We start from the raw sequence: 17,466 nt of genomic DNA, 5'->3' as shown, positions 1-17,466 counted from the left end.
CACCCCTCCCGCCCGGCGGCCGTGAACCCGAGCGCCGCGACCAGCGCCACCACCGCCGCGGCCATCGCGACGAGGCTCGCCGTGTCGCCGTTGTCGGCCTGCGTCCAGCCCAGGAAGACGACCGCCAGCACGGCGGTGACGAGCCCGAGCCGGAGCGCCAGCGTGCGCGCCCGCTCCCGGATGTCGCCGAGCGTCTTGAGCCCCGCGAAGACCGCGCCGTGGAAGGTGAAGAGCGTCAGCGTGACGAGTCCGCCGAGCAGCGCGTACGGGTTGAGCAGGTCGGCCAGGGTGCCGACGTACTCCATGTCCGCGTCGATCTTCACGCCGCGCACGATGTTGCCGAACGCGACGCCCCACAGGAACGCGGGCAGCAGCGAGGTCCAGAAGATCGCGTGCTCCCAGTTGGTCTGCCAGCGCTCCCCGGTCCGCTTGACCCGGTACTCGAACGCCACACCGCGCACGATCAGGCAGAGCAGGATCAGCAGCAGCGGCAGGTAGAACCCGGAGAACAGCGTGGCGTACCACTCGGGGAAGGCGGCGAAGGTGGCGCCGCCGGCGCTCAGCAGCCACACCTCGTTGCCGTCCCAGACGGGTCCGATGGTGTTGATGAGGACCCGCTTCTCCTTGCGGTCACGGGCGAGCAGCTTCGTCAGGACACCGATCCCGAAGTCGAAGCCCTCCAGGAAGAAGTAGCCGGTCCACAGGACGGCTATGAGCACGAACCAGACGTCGTGGAGTTCCATACCTCAGCTCCTCAGTCCTCAGTACGAGAAGGCCATCGGCCGGTCGGCGTCCGCGTGGTCGCCGCCGATCTTGGTGGGCGGGTTGAGGTCGGCCTCCGTGAGCTCGGGCGGTCCGGCCTTGACGTACTTCACGAGGAGCTTGACCTCGATGACGGCGAGGATCGCGTAGAGGAGCGTGAAGACGGTCATCGAGGCGATCACCTCGCCCTGCGAGACGCCGGGGGAGACCGCGTCGCTGGTGCGCAGCACGCCGTACACGACCCAGGGCTGGCGGCCCATCTCGGTGAAGATCCAGCCCCACGAGCTGGCGATCAGCGGGAAGCCCATGGTCCACAGCGAGACGATCCAGTACCACGTGGTGAGCTTCGCGCTGAGCGGCTTCTTGAAGGGCACCAGATTCGGCACGTCGTCCTCGCCGGTCCGCAGCGCCGGGGGCAGCATGAACTTCTTGCGCGTCAGCCACAGTCCGAGCATGCCGAGCGAGAAGGACGCCATGCCGAAGCCGATCATCCAGCGGAAGCCCCAGTACGCGACGGGGATGTTGGGCCGGTAGTCGCCGGGCCCGAACTTCTCCTGCTCGGCCTTGTTGACGTCGTTGATGCCGGGGACGTATGAGGAGAAGTCGTCGTTGGCGAGGAAGGACAGCAGTCCGGGGATCTCGACGGCGACCTTGTTGTGCCCCGCGTCGACGTCTCCGTACGCGAAGATCGAGAACGGCGCCGGTGCCTCGCCGTCCCACAGCGCCTCGGCGGCGGCCATCTTCATCGGCTGCTGCTTGAACATGACCTTGCCGAGCAGGTCACCGCTGATCGCGGTGAGCATGCCGGCGATCACGACGGTGACCAGTCCGAGCCGCAGCGAGGTGCGCATCACCGGGACGTGCTTCTTGCGGGCCAGGTGGAAGGCGGCGATGCCGACCATGAAGGCGCCGCCGACGAGGAACGCGGCCGTGATGGTGTGGAAGAACTGGGTGAGCGCGGTGTCCTGGGTGAGGACGAGCCAGAAGTCGGTGAGCTCGGCCCGGCCGCGCTCCTCGTTGATGCGGTAACCGACCGGGTGCTGCATCCAGGAGTTGGCCGCCAGGATGAAGTACGCGGACAGGACCGTGCCGATCGAGACCATCCATATGCAGGCCAGGTGGATCTTCTTGGGCAGCTTGTCCCAGCCGAAGATCCACAGTCCGATGAAGGTGGACTCGAAGAAGAAGGCGATCAGCGCCTCGAAGGCCAGCGGGGCCCCGAAGACATCACCCACGAAGCGCGAGTAGTCCGACCAGTTCATGCCGAACTGGAACTCCTGGACGATGCCGGTGACGACACCCATCGCGATGTTGATCAGGAAGAGCTTTCCCCAGAACTTGGTGGCCCTGAGGTACTTCTCCTTCTGCGTGCGCACCCAGGCGGTCTCCAGTCCCGCGGTGAGCGCGGCGAGCGAGATCGTCAGGGGGACAAAGAGGAAGTGATAGACGGTGGTGATGCCGAACTGCCATCGCGCGAGAGTCTCCGGCGCCAGAGCTAGGTCCACGTCGCCTTCTCCTTCGTATCGCCTCGGAGCTTGTGGAACTTGTGACATGTGAGCGCATAAAACGTGAGCTTGTGAACGCGTTCACATTCACAAGCAACAGTATGGCGCACGTGCGTTCCATGACATTCAGCCGGGGGGTACAACTGTGCCCCCGAACACCTCCGGAAAGGCGTGCGAGGGCACAGGAAAGCAAGGGAGACACCGGAATGCGGCCGTCAAACCCAAGGTGGAGCGGCCGCGAGGACGGGAGCGTGTGATGTACGGCTCCTTCTCGTGGCGCCGGTCACAGCTCCTTGAGGAACGCCTGCGCCGTGTGCAGGAAGATGTCGTTTGCCTCGTCCTCGCCGATCGTCACCCGCAACCCCTCACCCGCGAAGGGCCTGACGACGACGCCGGCCTTCTCGCAGGCCGCCGCGAAGTCGGCCGTACGCTCGCCCAGCCGCATCCAGACGAAGTTCGCCTGCGTGTCCGGCACGGTCCAGCCCTGGTCGACCAGCGCCTCGTACACCCGCTTGCGCTCGCAGACCAGCGAGCCGACCCGGCCGAGCAGCTCGTCCTCGGCCCGCAGCGAGGCGACCGCCGCGTCCTGCGCCAGCTGGCTCACGCCGAACGGCACCGCCGTCTTGCGCAGCGCGGCGGCCACCGGCTCGTGCGCCACGGCGAAGCCGACCCGCAGCCCGGCCAGACCGTACGCCTTGGAGAAGGTGCGCAGCACCGCCACGTTCGGGCGGCTGCGGTAGAGCTCGATGCCGTCCGGCACGTCCTCGTCGCGCACGAACTCGCGGTACGCCTCGTCCAGCACCACCAGCACGTCCGAGGGCACCCGGTCCAGGAACCGCTCCAGCTCGGCCCTGCGCACCGCCGTGCCCGTCGGGTTGTTGGGGTTGCAGACGAAGATCAGCCGGGTCCGCTCGGTGATCGCGTCGGCCATCGCGTCCAGGTCGTGCACGTCGCCGTCGGTCAGCGGCACCTCGACCGCCGTGGCGCCGCTGATCCGCGTGATGATCGGGTACGCCTCGAACGACCGCCAGGCGTAGATCACCTCGTCGCCCGGCCCCGAGGTCGCCTGGAGCAGCGACTGCGCCACCCCGACGGACCCGGTGCCGGTGGCCAGGTGCGACACGGGCACCCCGAAGCGGTTCGCCAGCTCGTTCATCAGGCCGGTGCAGGCCATGTCCGGGTAGCGGTTGAAGTTCCCGGCCGCCGCGATCACGTCCTCCAGGACGCCGGGCAGCGGGGGATACGGGTTCTCGTTGGAGGACAGCTTGTACGCCACCGGTCCCCCGGCGGCGGCGGGCTTCCCCGGCTTGTAGGTGGGAATGCCGTCCAGCACCGCGCGCAGCTTGGGGCTCGTCTCGCTCACTTCGGGTCCTCCTCGACCGTGCGTACCGCCAATGCTGCTCACCTTATGAGGATTGCGCGCCGCTGCGAATGGCGGGCGCACGAGATGGGGGGAGCGCTGCCCGTCGCGCCGCGCGCCGGTGGCTCACTCCGTGGCGCGCATCCCCCGTGAGGGTGGGCTGAGACCTCTTCGCAACATAGGCCACTAGGCAGGACCGTGCCGGTCGACAAGCCTGACTGACTGGCGCGCCTCCCCAACTGCCTTTAATTCCAAGGGCATTGGGGCGAAATCTCCTTGCAGAAACGTGCCTGTCAACGACTGCATATGCATCCGCCCTAACCACCTGCCCGAGCCCTACTATCGGCTCGCCATGACAGCAGCAGGGAAGCATCAGGTGAGCCGGACGGAAACCCCCCGGCGGAGCACCCGGCCAGGACGAGCGGGCATTCGGGACGTCGCCGCAGCAGCCGGTGTCTCCATCACGACGGTCTCCGACGCGCTCAACGGCAAGGGCCGGCTCCCGGACGCCACCCGCAGCCACGTTCGCGAGGTCGCCGAGAGACTGGGCTACCGCCCCTCCGCGGCGGCCAGAACCCTCCGTACCGGCAAGTCGGGCCTCATCGGCCTGACCGTGACCACGTACGGGGATGAACCTTTCACCTTCACGGAATTCGCGTACTTCGCCGAGATGGCGAGAGCCGCGACCTCCGCGGCGCTCGCCCGCGGCTACGCCCTGGTCATCCTCCCCGCCACCTCGCGCCACGACGTATGGTCGAACGTCGCACTCGACGGCACCGTCGTCATCGACCCGTCCGACCAGGACGCGGTCGTCACCGAACTCGTACGCCAGGGCCTGCCCGTCGTCTCCGACGGCCGGCCCGCGGGCACCCTGCCCGTGACCGCCTGGGTCGACAACGACCACGAGGCGGCCGTCCTCGACCTCCTCGACCACCTCGCCGACGCCGGGGCCCGCCGCATCGGGCTGCTCACCGGCAACACCACCGACACCTACACCCGCCTGTCCACCGACGCCTACCTGCGCTGGTGCGAACGCGTGGGCCAGGACCCGGTCTACGAGTCCTACCCGGCACACGACCCCTGCGCGGGCGCCGTCGCGGCCGACCGGCTGCTCGCCCGCCCGGACCGCCCCGACGCCGTGTACGGACTGTTCGACCCCAACGGCACCGATCTACTCGCCGCCGCCCGCCGCTACGGCCTGCGCGTACCCGAGGACCTGCTGCTCGTCTGCTGCAGCGAGTCCACCGTGTACGCCGCCACCGAACCGCCCATCACCACGCTCTCGCTGAAGCCGCGCCGCATCGGCACCGCCGTGGTCCAACTCCTCATCGACGCCATCGAAGGCATCAATCCCGACAGTCCCGTCGAACAGGTGATACCGACCGAACTCATCGTCCGGACGTCGTCGCAGCGCCGGCCGCCACGCACCACGGTGAGCCCGCCGCGCTCCCCGTCCGGGGACTGACCTCCCCAATTGGGACGAAACAACCGACGAACCAGGTGCGCATCCGGATTCACCACCCCTGGTGCGTCACAGAGCACGAGCCTCATTCCTATGATGGGCGCACGACACCGCGGGCCAACCACGACCAGGTGGGACCCAAAGGTGTACGGCGGCGCGCGACGGTGGTGGAGGGGTCGATGACTCAGGGGGCCGGTCAGGGACCCGCAGTGCGAACGGCGACATTGCGGGACTTCCGCGTACCCCCGTACGCGCAGACCCCGGATCCCGCGCAGGCGCACGCTGCCGGGGACGGCTACGGCGACGCGTACGGGAACACCTACGGGAGCGCCTACGCCGTCGACGAGGAGCCCGAGGGGTACACGCCCACCCAGCGCGACCTCCCGGTGATCAGCCGAGGCGGCCCCGGCGACACGCTCCAGGTCACGGCGCAGCCCGCGCCCGAACCGCGGCCCGCCGCGGGCGAGGGCCTCGGCCCGCTCTTCGTCGTCGGCGATGTGCACGGCTACCTCGACGAGCTGTACGCCGCCCTTGCCGAGCAGGGGCTCATCGACGCCGACGGCCACTGGGCCGCCGGCAACGCCCGGCTGTGGTTCCTCGGCGACTTCACCGACCGGGGACCCGACGGCATCGGCGTCATCGACCTCGTGATGCGGCTGTCCGCCGAGGCCGCGGCGGCCGGCGGCTACTGCAAGGCCCTCATGGGCAACCACGAGCTGCTGCTCATCGGCGCCAAGCGGTTCGGCGACACGCCCGTCAACTCGGGTGCGGGCACGGCCACTTTCCAGGCCGCCTGGCTGCTCAACGGCGGCCAGAAGGCCGACATGGACCGGCTCCAGGACGTACACCTGCAGTGGATGTCCCGCCTCGACGCGATCGCGCTCGAAGACGCGCATCTGCTGACGCACTCCGACACGACGGCGTACCTCGACTACGGCAGCACCATCGAGGACGTGAACGACACGGTCCACGCCATTCTCACGCGCAATGACGCCGATGAGTGCTGGGACGTCTTCCGCAAGCTCACCAAGCGCTTCGCCTTCCGCGACGAGGGCGGCGCACAGGCCGCGCGCGAACTCCTCGACGCGTACGGCGGCGACCGCGTCGTCCATGGTCACAGCCCCATTCCGTACCTCCTGGGCGAGGTGGGCAACGAGAGCGCGGACGGCGACGAGGAGAACGCGCGGCCGGCCGTGGAAGGTCCCCACGTGTACGCCGACGGGCTCGCCGTGGCCATGGACGGCGGCGTGACCATGGCCGGAAAGCTGCTGGTGGTCCAACTCCCTCTGCATGGCTGAACCGGGCGGGGGAAGGCGCGGCCATATACACGCCGCACTTACCACTGGGCCTATTTCCGGAAACCCCCTGTCACCCCCTGCCGTAGGCGCTCTACCATCGGCTTATCCGTAGCAGGCTCTCCTCCGTTTCCGCCCCATTACCCGCCCCACGCGGGTATTCCGGCCCTACGGAGCATCGGGGGATGCACATGAACAGCAGCGCTCCGCACCTGCTGGCCGAGGACCGCCCGGAATTCGAACGCGTCCTCGACGAGGCATTGCGCACCGCTCACGAACGCCCGGAACTGACCGCCGTCGGGCAACGGCTGAACACCGCTCAACTGCGCACCATGGCGTTGAACGCCACCGCGCTCATCGCGGCGGCCGCCGCCGCCGAGTACGACCACTACGTGAAGGTCCGCGAGGACGTGCGCACGCCGGCCGGCCGCACCGGCTCCGTCCTCGCGATGGGCGACGCCTCCGAGGCGGCGGGCGCCGGCGCCGCCGCCGTCGTCGCCGTGCTGACGCCCGTACTGGCGGGCACCGCCGCGGCGATCTTCCTGATCGTCGGCTACCTGCTCACCATGCTCACTCCGGAACCCGAGTTCGCCCGCGCGCTGCTCACCGCCGGCTGGATCTTCGCCGCCCTCACGGCGGCGGGCATCCTGGTGGCCGCCGGGGGCCTGCTCCTGACGGCCCTGCGCAACGGTTCGACGGCGTTCTCCGACGGGCAGGGCGGCGAGCGGTCCCACGAGGTCGAACAGGCCGGCGCTGCCTGGCGCCACGCCCTGCTGGAGCGGGGCGTCGTACCGTTCCTGCGCGAGGCTTTGGCCACGCCGGGCACCGAGCCGGCCGACCCCGCGCCGCGCCGCCCCGCCGGCCGGATCCCCGACCTGGGGTACTCGCGCCCGGACTACAGCAGCCCCGGCCCGCAAGGCGGCACGGAGCCGGGTCCGCGCCCGAGCTACTCCAGCCCGGACTTCTCCAGCCCCGACTTCGGCGGCCCGGACCACAAGCCGGAGTAACTCCCGCTCCGGCCGCTGCGGTCAGTGCACCGTGGGGTCGGGCAGGTGGTCCAGCACCACGTCGACGCAGACGGCGTCGCCGGACTCCGACCGGCCCACCCGGACGGGACAGGTGCCGGGGCAGGCCGGACGGGAGGGCCGGGGCCGACCGGTCAGTCGGCGATCGGCAGGTACACCCGGTTCCCGGCGGCGGCGAACTCCTTGGACTTCTCCGCCATGCCCGCCTCGATCTCGTCCTGCGTACCGCCGTGCTCGCGCCGGATGTCCTGGCTGATCTTCATCGAGCAGAACTTCGGTCCGCACATGGAGCAGAAGTGCGCCGTCTTCGCCGGCTCCGCGGGGAGCGTCTCGTCGTGGAACGAGCGCGCCGTGTCCGGGTCGAGGGCCAGGTTGAACTGGTCCTCCCAGCGGAACTCGAAGCGGGCGTCCGACAGCGCGTCGTCCCACTCCTGCGCCCCCGGGTGCCCCTTCGCCAGGTCCGCCGCGTGGGCCGCGATCTTGTACGTGATGACGCCGGTCTTCACGTCGTCGCGGTTGGGCAGGCCCAGGTGCTCCTTGGGCGTGACGTAGCAGAGCATCGCCGTGCCCCACCACGCGATCATCGCCGCCCCGATGCCGGACGTGATGTGGTCGTACGCCGGGGCCACATCGGTGGTGAGCGGGCCGAGCGTGTAGAACGGCGCCTCCTCGCAGATCTCCTGCTGGAGGTCGATGTTCTCCTTGATCTTGTGCATCGGGACGTGCCCCGGGCCCTCGATCATGGTCTGCACGTTGTGCCGCTTGGCGATCGTGTTGAGTTCGCCGAGGGTCTTCAGCTCCGCGAACTGCGCCTCGTCGTTGGCGTCCGCGATCGAGCCGGGCCGCAGCCCGTCGCCGAGCGAGTACGTCACGTCGTACGCCGCGAGGATCTCGCAGAGCTCCTCGAAGTTCTCGTACAGGAACGACTCCTTGTGGTGCGCCAGGCACCACGCGGCCATGATCGAGCCGCCGCGCGAGACGATGCCGGTCTTGCGACGGGCCGTCAGCGGCACGTACGGCAGGCGCACCCCGGCGTGGACCGTCATGTAGTCGACGCCCTGTTCGGCCTGCTCGATGACCGTGTCCTTGTAGATCTCCCAGGTCAGCTCCTCCGCCCGGCCGTCGACCTTTTCGAGGGCCTGGTAGAGCGGGACGGTGCCGATCGGGACGGGGGAGTTGCGCAGCACCCACTCGCGGGTGGTGTGGATGTTGCGGCCGGTCGACAGGTCCATGACCGTGTCGGCGCCCCACTTGGTCGCCCAGGTCATCTTGTCCACCTCCTCCTCGATGGAGGAAGTGACCGCCGAGTTGCCGATGTTGGCGTTGACCTTCACCAGGAACCGCTTGCCGATGATCATCGGCTCGATCTCCGGGTGGTTGACGTTCGCCGGCAGCACCGCGCGCCCCGCCGCGATCTCCTCGCGCACGACCTCGGGCGCCACGTTCTCGCGGATCGCCACGAACTCCATCTCGGGCGTGATGTCCCCGCGACGGGCGTACGCGAGCTGCGTGACCGCCTGTCCGCCGCGGCCCCGGCGGGGCTGGCGCGGACGGCCCGGGAAGACCGCGTCGAGGTTCTTGAGGCCGCCGCGCGGCGACGTGTGCTTGATCCCGTCGTCCTCGGGACGGACCGGACGGCCCGCGTACTCCTCGGTGTCGCCGCGCCCGATGATCCAGTTCTCGCGCAGGGGCGCAAGTCCGCGGCGTACGTCCGTCTCGATGGTGGGGTCGGTGTACGGGCCGGACGTGTCGTACAGCGTCACGTCCTTCCCGTTGGTGAGGTGCACCTGCCGGACCGGCACGCGCAGGTCCGCACGAGTGCCCTCGGGCCCCGTGACGTACCCCTTGTGCCAGCCCGGCTTGCGGCCGTCCTGGCTGGTGGCAGGCGTGTGTGCATCCGCTGTGGTCATGAGACCTACTCCCTACGCCGGCATTACCCGGTAACAGGTTCGGCGGTCGACGCAGCGGCTTTCGTACGGATTCACGTACGAAGGTCAGCGCCCTCTCAGCCCGGTGCTCCGAGCTCCCGCGTGTGCAAAGGTGCCCCCACGCTAGCGTCCCCTCTGGCGCGCTGAACAGAGGGCCCCCGTCGTTCTTGCGATGATCGGTCGGTGACGTCCCCACAGCCAACGCCCGAATTCCACGGCCACACCCACAGCCACGGGCCCGCCGCGCCCGTCTCCCAGCACCTGCGCAAGGTCATCGCGGCGGTGCTGATCCCCTTCGCCACCGCCGTCTTCGTCGGCCTCGTCGTGCTCTGGCCCGGCGGTGCGCCCGAACACGAGCGCACCGGTGTCGGGTTCGACCGGCAGACCGTGTCCGGCGAGGTGACACGGGTGCAGCAGGTCGACTGCAAGGACGTGAACGCCGCCCAGGTGCCACCGACCGGCGACACCTCCACGCCGTCCGGGCGCGAGGCCCAGCGGGCCCAGCAGGGCACCTGCGCGAAGGCGACGGTCGAGGTCACCTCCGGCAAGGACAAGGGCCGCGAGTTCACCGAGATCGTCCAGCCCGACGCGCCCAGGCAGTTGCACGAGGGGCAGGGCGTGGTGGTGGCGTACGCGCCCGACGCGCCCCGCGACCTCCAGTACTCGGTGACGGACGTGGACCGGGGCGTCCCGATGGCGCTGCTCGCCGGGATCTTCGCGCTGGCGGTGGTCGCCGTCGGACGGATGAAGGGCGTGATGGCGCTGATCGCGCTCGCCGCGTCCTTCGCGGTCCTGACGCTGTTCATCCTCCCCGCGATCCTCCAGGGCTCGAATCCATTGGTCGTCGCGGTCGTCGGGGCGAGCGCCATCATGCTCATCGCGCTCTACGCCTGCCACGGTCTGACCGCCCGGACGTCGGTCGCGGTCGTCGGCACGCTCATCTCGCTGCTGCTGATCGGGCTGCTCGGCTCGCTCTTCATCGACTGGGCCTACCTGAGCGGCAACACGGACGACAACACCGGTCTCATCCACGGGCTGTATCCGGACATCGACATGAGCGGCCTGCTGCTCGCCGGCATCATCATCGGCTCGCTCGGCGTGCTCGACGACGTGACGGTCACCCAGACGTCGGCGGTCTGGGAACTTCACCAGGCGGACCCCTCGATGGGCCCACGCGCCCTGTACCGGGCCGGTATCCGCATCGGCCGGGACCACATCGCGTCGGTCGTCAACACGCTCGTCCTCGCGTACGCGGGCGCCGCGCTGCCGCTGCTGCTGCTGTTCTCCATCGCGCAGAGCAGCGTCGGTACGGTCGCCAACAGCGAGCTGGTGGCGGAGGAGATCGTCCGGACCCTGGTCGGCTCGATCGGTCTGGTCGCCTCGGTGCCGGTGACGACCGCGCTGGCGGCGCTGGTCGTTTCGGCCGACCGGCCGGCGCCCGACGGCTCCGCCGCCGCCTCCCCGGCGCGCGGGGGCGGCTTCGGGGGCGGTGGCGGAGGCCGGCGGCGCAAGCGCTGACCCGCCGCCCCCGGGGGGCTCAGCCGGCGTTCTGCTCCTCGGCGAGGATCCGGCCGAGGGCTTCGTCCAGGTTCTCCGCGAAGTGCCCGAGGTCGCACTCCTGCCCCATCGGCACCAGTCTGTCCGTACGGTCGAGGAACGCGACCAGCGGCGCGGCACCCGCGCGGAACAGGGCGCGGTCACCGGCGACCTGGAGGCGGATGCGGACGTCCAGGAGGTCGTCGGGGCCGGTCATCGGCTCGATGCGCACATCGCCCTCGCCGCACGGTCCGACGAGTCCGTCGAGCAGCAGCTCCCGCCCGAACGCCCAGGTGACGGGGGTGTCTCCGGGCAGATGGAACGTCATGCGGACCGCGTACGGATCATCGGTCGCGTACCGGAGCTCCACCGGGATGCGGAACGAGAGCTCCTCCGAGACAAGGAAGCTCATCATGACCTCTGCCTGAACCGACTCACGCATCGCTTTGAACCCCGCACCTAGTGACTGGCCGTAACAGTGAAATGCCGAAATGGCCAGGAATGGTCCCTCCTGGCCTCTGGCGCCATGGTGCTCGAAGCACCGGCAGATCACAAGGAGTGATTTTTCAGATACTGATAGAGAACGCGAACGAGCCGAGCAGTCCTCCCACCGCACTGCGCAGTTGGTCGACGGCGGGCAGCAGCCGCTGCTCCTGCTCGACGGGCAGGGAGATGGCCATCGTCGCGGCGACCGATCCGACCGTGATCGGGATGGCCGCGCAGACCGAGCCCACCGCGTATTCCTGGCGCTCCACGACCGGCCGTATCCGCTCGGTCGCCGCCAGGCGGTCCAGCAGCGCCGCCCGGTCGGGCACGGAGTACGGCGTGAGGGGCTCGACCGGGTGGCGGCGCAGGTGGTCCCGGCGCGCCGGCTCGTCGAGCTGGCTCAGCAGGCACTGGCCCAGGGCGTGCGCGTGCCCGGTCTCGCGGAAGTCCGCCCACTCCTCCACGGCCGGGGACGACGGCCCCTGCGCGACCGCGACGAGGTCGATCTCGCCCTCGCGGTACACCGCGAAGTAGACGGGCACACCGATCGCGTCCCGCCAGTACGCCAGGGAATCGGTGATCAGGCCGCGGCGGTTCTGGCGCGCGCCGGTGGCGGCGAGCCGCCTGGCGGCCTCGCCCAGGACGAACACGCCGTGCTCGCGCCGCAGGTAGCCCTCGTGGACCAGGGTGCGCAGCAGGTGGTACGCCGTGGGGAGAGGGAGGCCGGCCTCCCTCGCGAGCTGCTTGGCCGGGGCCCCGTCGGCATGCGCGCCCACCGCCTCCAGCAGGCGCAGGGCGCGCTGCACGGAGCCGATCAGGGTCGGAGCCGGATGCGGAGCGGCAGCCGTTTGTGCCGTGGCCACGGGACACACCCCCAGGCGTTCCGACGGGCTGCGTGCCCGCCCGAGGCATCAAGGAGTCGTCACTCTAACCGCCCCCCGCGGTCGCGCTGAGTGCTTCCCGTGCCCGTCCCCCGGGTGGGCTAACGGCCGTACGGACTACCAGTCGCCGCGCGACGAGGAGGACGACGCCATGAACTTCCGTACGACGTAGATCAGTCCGCCGACCAGGGCGACGAACACCAGCAGCTTGAAGAGCAGGCCGATCAGCACGCCGATGGCGCTCAGGATCGCGCCGCCGAACACGACCAGGGCGATGACGGGCACCGCGACCCACTTCACCCACCACGGCATCCCCGCGAATATCTCCCGCACAGCCATCGCTTGCCTCTTCTCGCTCGTAGCGCTTCTTCCTGCCCTCGATGCTAGGGGCGGGCACGGGGCCCACGGGGCGTGCGGAGCCCTTGAAGACCCCTGAACGGACCCTTAGGGAACCCGGACCCGAGGGCGGCCCGGATGTCCGGGTGCGGCGCCCCGGGCCCGGGGCGTGCGGGCCGGCGTACGGGCGTCAGCTCTCGGGCGGGGAGAAGACCACCATGACGCGCAGGTCCTCGCTGATGTGGTGGAACTTGTGCGGCACCCCCGCCGGTACGTACACGACGCTGCCGCGTCCCACGTGCGTCGTCTCCATGCCGACGGTGATCGACGCGCGCCCGCTGACGACGAAGTACACCTCGTCCTCGCGGTGCGGCTGCTGCGGGTCGCTCTCGCCCGCGTCCAGCGCGTACAGGCCGACCGACATGTTCCTCTCGCGCAGGAACTGCAGGTACGCGCCGTCGTTCGCCGCGCGTTCCGCCTCCAGCTCGTCCAGTCGGAATGCCTTCATCGTCCGTCCGCCCCTCGGCCAGTCGTGCGCCGGTGCCCGACGCCGATCGTGTCTGCCACGATCAGACACATGATGAATTTCCTAGTCAAGACGATCGCCAACGCGGGCGCCCTGGCGGTGGCCATCTGGCTCCTCCACGACATCACGCTCACCGGCGACAGCACGGGCAAGAAGACGCTGACCCTGATCGGCGTCGCGCTGCTCTTCGGGCTGGTGAACTTCCTCGTCAAGCCCGTCGTGCAACTGCTGACCCTGCCGCTGTTCATCCTCACGCTCGGCCTGATCACCCTGGTGGTCAACGCGCTGATGCTGCTGCTGACCTCCTGGCTGGCCGAGCAGTTCGACCTCAGCTTCCACGTCGAGGGCTTCTGGACGGCCGTCCTCGGCGGCCTCATCATCAGCGTCGTCTCGTGGGCGCTGAACGTGGTCCTGCCGGAGAGGGACTGACGCATGGGCTCCGAGAACCGCACAGTCGGAGACGGCACCCGGGCGGTGCGCGCGGGACTTCCCGAGCCCGTCGCGTACGAGCCGACGCTGCCCGGACCCGTCTTCGCCGCGCACTACCACCTGCCCGGCGAGCCGACCGGACCGTACACCTACGGCCGCGACGAGAACCCGACCTGGACCCACCTGGAGCGGGCCATCGGCGAACTGGAGGCGCCGGGGGACGACGGCGTCGAGACCGTCGTCTTCGCCTCCGGCATGGCCGCCGTCTCCGCCGTGCTCCTGTCGCAGACACGGGCCGGTGACACCGTCGTGCTGCCCGACGACGGCTACCAGGCGCTCGCACTCGTCCGCGAACAGCTGGCGGCGTACGACGTGCTGGTGCGCACCGCGCCGACCGGCGGCGACGCCCAGCTCGGCGAGCTCGACGGGGCGCGGCTGCTGTGGATCGAGACGCCGTCCAACCCGGGGCTCGACGTGTGCGACATCCGCCGGCTCGCGGACGCCGCGCACGCCGCCGGAGCGCTGGTCGCGGTCGACAACACCCTCGCCACCCCGCTGGGACAGCGCCCCCTGGAACTGGGCGCCGACTTCTCCGTCGCCAGCGGCACCAAGGGCCTCACCGGCCACGGCGACGTCCTGCTCGGCTACGTGGCCTGCCGCGACGCCCGGCTGGCCGCCCGGGTACGGCGCTGGCGCAAGGTAGTCGGCGCGATCCCCGGCCCCATGGAGGCCTGGCTGGCGCACCGTTCACTGGCCACCCTCCAGTTGCGCGCCGACAAGCAGGGCGCGAACGCGCTGGCCCTCGCCGAGGCCCTGCGCGGACACCCGGCCGTGAGCGGGCTGCGCCACCCCGGGCTGCCGGACGACCCGTCGCACCCCGTGGCGTCGCGCCAGATGCGCCGCTTCGGCTGCGTCGTCTCGTTCACGCTGCCCGACCGCGCGTACGCCGAGCGTTTCCTGGAAGGTCTGCGACTGGCCGACGACGCCACCAGCTTCGGCGGCGTACGGTCCACCGCCGAGCGGCGCGGACGGTGGGGCGGCGACGCCGTGCCGGAAGGTTTCGTCCGCTTCTCCGTCGGGGCCGAGGACCCCGAGGACCTGGTGGCGGACGTGCTGCGCGCACTCGACGAGGCGGCGCCCCCGGCGTAGCGCGGGCACGGCGCCGCGCGCGGCGGACGGTCCGAGCCTCCCCCCTCATGGCTCGGACCGTCCCGGTTCCACGCGCGAAGAACCGTCTTCCAAAGGCTAGTTGACTCTGCGTCAGTGTCCAATCACGGTAGCGACAGAGACCTATCGACATATTTATAGTTGTCACCGTCGGCGACCTCGCCGGGACGGGAGACCGCGCCATGGACCTGGCTCTGCTCCGCACGTTCGTCACGGTGCACCGGGCCGGTTCGTTCACCCGCGCCGCCGCCCTCCTGGGCCTGTCGCAGCCCGCCGTGACCAGCCAGATCCGCACCCTGGAACGACAGCTCGGCCGCCCGCTGTTCCTGCGCCAGGCCCGCGGCGTGACCCCCACAAGCGTCGGCGACGAACTCGCCCACCGGGCCGCGCCGCACCTCGACGCGCTCGTCGAGATCACCGAAGCCGGCCTCGACGAGGACTCCGGCGTACGGACCCTGCACCTGGCGGGGCCGCCGGAGTTCACCTCCGTACGCGTCCTGCCCGCCCTGTCCCCGCTCATCGCGCAGGGCCTGACCCTGCGCACCTCCTTCGGCAACGCCCAGGAGACCCTGGACGGCCTCGCCGCCGGCCACCACGACCTGGCCATCTCCACCGACCGCCCGCGCGGCACGGTGCTCACCGGGACCGCCCTGTGCGACGAGGAGCACGTACTGGTCGCCGCCCCGCGCTGGGCCGGCCGCATCGGGCCCGGACTGCTGCGCCGCAAGGGGCCACAGGTACTGGAGCACCTGCCGGTGGTGGAGGTGCACGAGTCACTGCCGCTGGTCACCCGGTACTGGACGACCGTCTTCGACACCCGCCCGGCCGCCGCGGGCACCGTCGTCGCCCCGGACCTGCGGGCCGTGCTGCACGCCACCGCCGCCGGCGCGGGCATCGCCGTACTGCCCCGGTATCTGTGCGAGGAGGCGCTGGAGCGGGGGGAGATCGTGGCGCTCTTCGACCCGCCGGTCCCGCCGCTGCGCACCTACTTCCTGGCGGTGCGGACCGGCACGCTCACGCTTGCGCACATCGCGCGGGCACACGAGTGGCTGCTGCGCGCCGCGACCGACTGGTCCTGAGCCACGGACAACGGCGGGCCCGAGGCGTTTCAGAAGCGGCGGGCCGGGCCACTGTATTGCCATGACCGGCACGTCTTTCCCCGAGGGGACCACCCCCGCACCCGCGAGGCCCGTGGTCAAGCGCACCGCCCGCGCCATCCTGCTCGACGGCGACGACCTGATCCTCATCAAGCGCACCAAACCCGGCGTCGATCCGTACTGGCTCACCCCGGGCGGCGGCGTCGAGGCGACGGACGCCACCGTCGTCGAGGCCCTGCACCGCGAGGTCGACGAGGAGCTCGGCGCGAAGATCACCGACGTGGTGCCCTGCTTCGTCGACACCGTCGAGCACATCGCGGGCGGCGGCGTGACGGGGGTGAAGGTGCAGCACTTCTTCGTCTGCCGGCTGGAGTCGATGGATCCCTCCCTGCGGCACGGCCCGGAGATCGACGAGCCGTGCGGGGAGTACGAGATCGTACGGGTGCCCTTCAGCCGGGTCGGGATCGCCGCCGTGCACCTCGTGCCGCTGTCCCTGCGCCACTACCTGGACGGCAACATCGAGGGCGTACGGGCCATGCACGCCCACGACCTGGGGTGACGGCACCGGCCGCTAGTCGCCGGCGGCCACCAGCTCTTCGAGCGAGTCGTGGCGGATGCGGTCGCCGGGGATGCCGAGGCTCCTGAGGGCGTCGACGCCGCTGCGGATCATGCCGGGCGGGCCGGAGAGGTACGCGTCGTGCGAGTTCCACGGCCCGTGCTCCAGCACGGCGTCGGGGAACTGCGTCCGGCCGTCGACGATCGGGTGCACCGAGAGCCAGGAGTGGGACTGCTGGAGGCGCAGCATGGTGTCGATGTCGTACAGGTCGTAGTCGGTGCGGGCCCCGTAGAACACGTCGACGGGGCGGCGCTCGCCGTGCTCGGCCACGTCCTCGACGAGCGCCTTGATGGGCGCGATGCCGGTGCCGCCGCCGAGGCAGAGCAGACCGCTGTCGGTCGTGTGGTCGACCGTCATCGACCCGGCCGGCGGACCGAGCCGCACGGTGTCGCCGGGGCGGGCGCGGTGGACCAGGGCGTTGGAGACCCAGCCGGCCGGCACCGCCTTGACGTGGAACGACAGCAGGCCGTCGGGGCGGGGCGCGCCGGCGAAGGAGTAGTGCCGCCAGATCCGCGGCCACCAGGGCGTCTCCAGGCTCGTGTACTGGCCGGCCAGGAAGGGGTACGGCTGGTCGGGGCGCAGGGTGATGACCGCTATGTCGGGGGTCCGCAGGTCGTGCGAGACGACCTCGGCCTGCCACCAGGCCGGTGCGCGCAGTTCGTTCTCGGCGGCCGCGTCGATCATGATCTGGGAGATCGCGGTGTACGTACGGATCCACGCGGCCTCGGACTCCTCGTCCCAGGTGCTCGTCGCGTACCGGGCCAGCGCCCCCAGAAGCGCCTCCCCGACGGCCGGGTAGTGGGACGCCTGGGTGCCGTACTTGCGGTGGCCGCGGCCGAGATTGCGCAGGTACTCGGTGAGCACCGGCTTGTCGTCGATGTGCTCGGCGGCGGTCAGCAGCGCTTTGAGGAGGCGGTCGCGCTGGGTGTCCATGGCGGCGGGGAAGAGCCCGCGCAGCTCGGGGTGGCGGGTGAAGAGCAGCGCGTAGAAGTACGACGTGACCTTGCCGGCGTCCTCACCGATGTCGGCCAGGGTGCGGCGGACGAGCGCCGCGT

Annotated in this window: 17 protein-coding genes; 8 read left to right on the top strand and 9 right to left on the bottom strand. The window is 70.5% G+C overall.

The window, feature by feature from the left end:
- The 3 genes from cydB to hisC form a co-directional block, all read right to left on the bottom strand.
- The coding region (cydB, locus tag E2E34_RS18215; protein WP_138902984.1) for a cytochrome d ubiquinol oxidase subunit II at positions 1–743 on the bottom strand (743 nt) is incomplete at its 3' end.
- 18 nt (positions 744–761) lie between these two features.
- Complete coding sequence (locus tag E2E34_RS18210; RefSeq protein ID WP_138902983.1) at positions 762–2,267, bottom strand: cytochrome ubiquinol oxidase subunit I; 1,506 nt, start codon at positions 2,265–2,267, stop codon at positions 762–764.
- Positions 2,268–2,550: 283 nt separating this feature from the next.
- Positions 2,551–3,630 carry a histidinol-phosphate transaminase gene (hisC, locus tag E2E34_RS18205; protein ID WP_138902982.1) on the bottom strand — a complete coding sequence of 360 codons (1,080 nt, stop codon included), beginning with the start codon at positions 3,628–3,630 and terminating at the stop codon, positions 2,551–2,553.
- A 349-nt stretch (positions 3,631–3,979) separates the two neighbouring features.
- Between hisC and E2E34_RS18200 the strand changes: the two genes are divergently transcribed.
- From E2E34_RS18200 to E2E34_RS18190, 3 genes are all read left to right on the top strand, one after another.
- On the top strand, positions 3,980–5,092 hold the full coding sequence (locus tag E2E34_RS18200) for a LacI family DNA-binding transcriptional regulator (RefSeq protein ID WP_138902981.1): 1,113 nt from the start codon (positions 3,980–3,982) through the stop codon (positions 5,090–5,092).
- A gap of 161 nt (positions 5,093–5,253) precedes the next feature.
- A complete protein-coding gene (locus tag E2E34_RS18195; RefSeq protein WP_244315840.1) occupies positions 5,254–6,387 on the top strand; it encodes a metallophosphoesterase in 1,134 nt (377 codons plus the stop codon).
- A 182-nt stretch (positions 6,388–6,569) separates the two neighbouring features.
- Entirely contained in the window at positions 6,570–7,391 is an 822-nt protein-coding gene (locus E2E34_RS18190) for a hypothetical protein (protein WP_138902979.1), read from the top strand.
- A 152-nt stretch (positions 7,392–7,543) separates the two neighbouring features.
- Here the strand turns inward: E2E34_RS18190 and thiC are convergent, their stop codons facing one another.
- Positions 7,544–9,319: a phosphomethylpyrimidine synthase ThiC gene (gene thiC, locus E2E34_RS18185; RefSeq protein WP_138902978.1), complete on the bottom strand. Its 1,776-nt coding sequence runs from the start codon at positions 9,317–9,319 to the stop codon at positions 7,544–7,546.
- 201 nt (positions 9,320–9,520) lie between these two features.
- On the opposite strand from thiC, the gene E2E34_RS18180 reads away from it, so the two are divergent.
- A complete protein-coding gene (locus E2E34_RS18180) occupies positions 9,521–10,855 on the top strand; it encodes a YibE/F family protein (protein WP_138902977.1) in 1,335 nt (444 codons plus the stop codon).
- 19 nt (positions 10,856–10,874) lie between these two features.
- Here E2E34_RS18180 and E2E34_RS18175 read toward each other — a convergent pair whose 3' ends face one another.
- From E2E34_RS18175 to E2E34_RS18160, 4 genes are all read right to left on the bottom strand, one after another.
- Positions 10,875–11,315 carry an SsgA family sporulation/cell division regulator gene (locus E2E34_RS18175; RefSeq protein ID WP_138902976.1) on the bottom strand — a complete coding sequence of 147 codons (441 nt, stop codon included), beginning with the start codon at positions 11,313–11,315 and terminating at the stop codon, positions 10,875–10,877.
- Positions 11,316–11,439: 124 nt separating this feature from the next.
- Complete coding sequence (locus E2E34_RS18170) at positions 11,440–12,222, bottom strand: IclR family transcriptional regulator (protein ID WP_279637894.1); 783 nt, start codon at positions 12,220–12,222, stop codon at positions 11,440–11,442.
- 135 nt (positions 12,223–12,357) lie between these two features.
- Entirely contained in the window at positions 12,358–12,573 is a 216-nt protein-coding gene (locus tag E2E34_RS18165; RefSeq protein WP_138902986.1) for a DUF5326 family protein, read from the bottom strand.
- Positions 12,574–12,766: 193 nt separating this feature from the next.
- A complete protein-coding gene (locus E2E34_RS18160) occupies positions 12,767–13,084 on the bottom strand; it encodes a cupin domain-containing protein (protein WP_138902975.1) in 318 nt (105 codons plus the stop codon).
- A 69-nt stretch (positions 13,085–13,153) separates the two neighbouring features.
- Here E2E34_RS18160 and E2E34_RS18155 point away from each other — a divergent pair, with 69 nt between their 5' ends.
- The 4 genes from E2E34_RS18155 to E2E34_RS18140 all read left to right on the top strand — a co-directional run bounded on the left by E2E34_RS18155 (position 13,154) and on the right by E2E34_RS18140 (position 16,354).
- Complete coding sequence (locus E2E34_RS18155) at positions 13,154–13,531, top strand: phage holin family protein (RefSeq protein ID WP_138902974.1); 378 nt, start codon at positions 13,154–13,156, stop codon at positions 13,529–13,531.
- Between the two features lie 3 nt (positions 13,532–13,534).
- Positions 13,535–14,680 (top strand): cystathionine gamma-lyase, encoded by a 1,146-nt coding sequence (locus E2E34_RS18150; protein ID WP_138902973.1) that lies wholly within the window; start codon positions 13,535–13,537, stop codon positions 14,678–14,680.
- Positions 14,681–14,880: 200 nt separating this feature from the next.
- Positions 14,881–15,777 carry a LysR family transcriptional regulator gene (locus E2E34_RS18145; RefSeq protein ID WP_138902972.1) on the top strand — a complete coding sequence of 299 codons (897 nt, stop codon included), beginning with the start codon at positions 14,881–14,883 and terminating at the stop codon, positions 15,775–15,777.
- Positions 15,778–15,838: 61 nt separating this feature from the next.
- The gene (locus tag E2E34_RS18140; protein WP_138902971.1) at positions 15,839–16,354 is read left to right on the top strand and encodes an NUDIX domain-containing protein; all 516 of its coding nucleotides are present in this window, start codon (positions 15,839–15,841) and stop codon (positions 16,352–16,354) included.
- 12 nt (positions 16,355–16,366) lie between these two features.
- Here the strand turns inward: E2E34_RS18140 and E2E34_RS18135 are convergent.
- Positions 16,367–17,466 (bottom strand): globin domain-containing protein (locus E2E34_RS18135; protein ID WP_244315838.1); only part of this gene is annotated, 1,100 nt, incomplete at its 5' end.

Origin of the sequence: Streptomyces albidochromogenes, from assembly GCF_005981925.1 — a bacterium.
GTDB classification, from domain to species: domain Bacteria; phylum Actinomycetota; class Actinomycetes; order Streptomycetales; family Streptomycetaceae; genus Streptomyces; species Streptomyces albidochromogenes.
The sequence above is the reverse complement of the archived record's forward strand: the minus strand, read 5'-3'. Positions and strand labels throughout refer to the sequence as shown.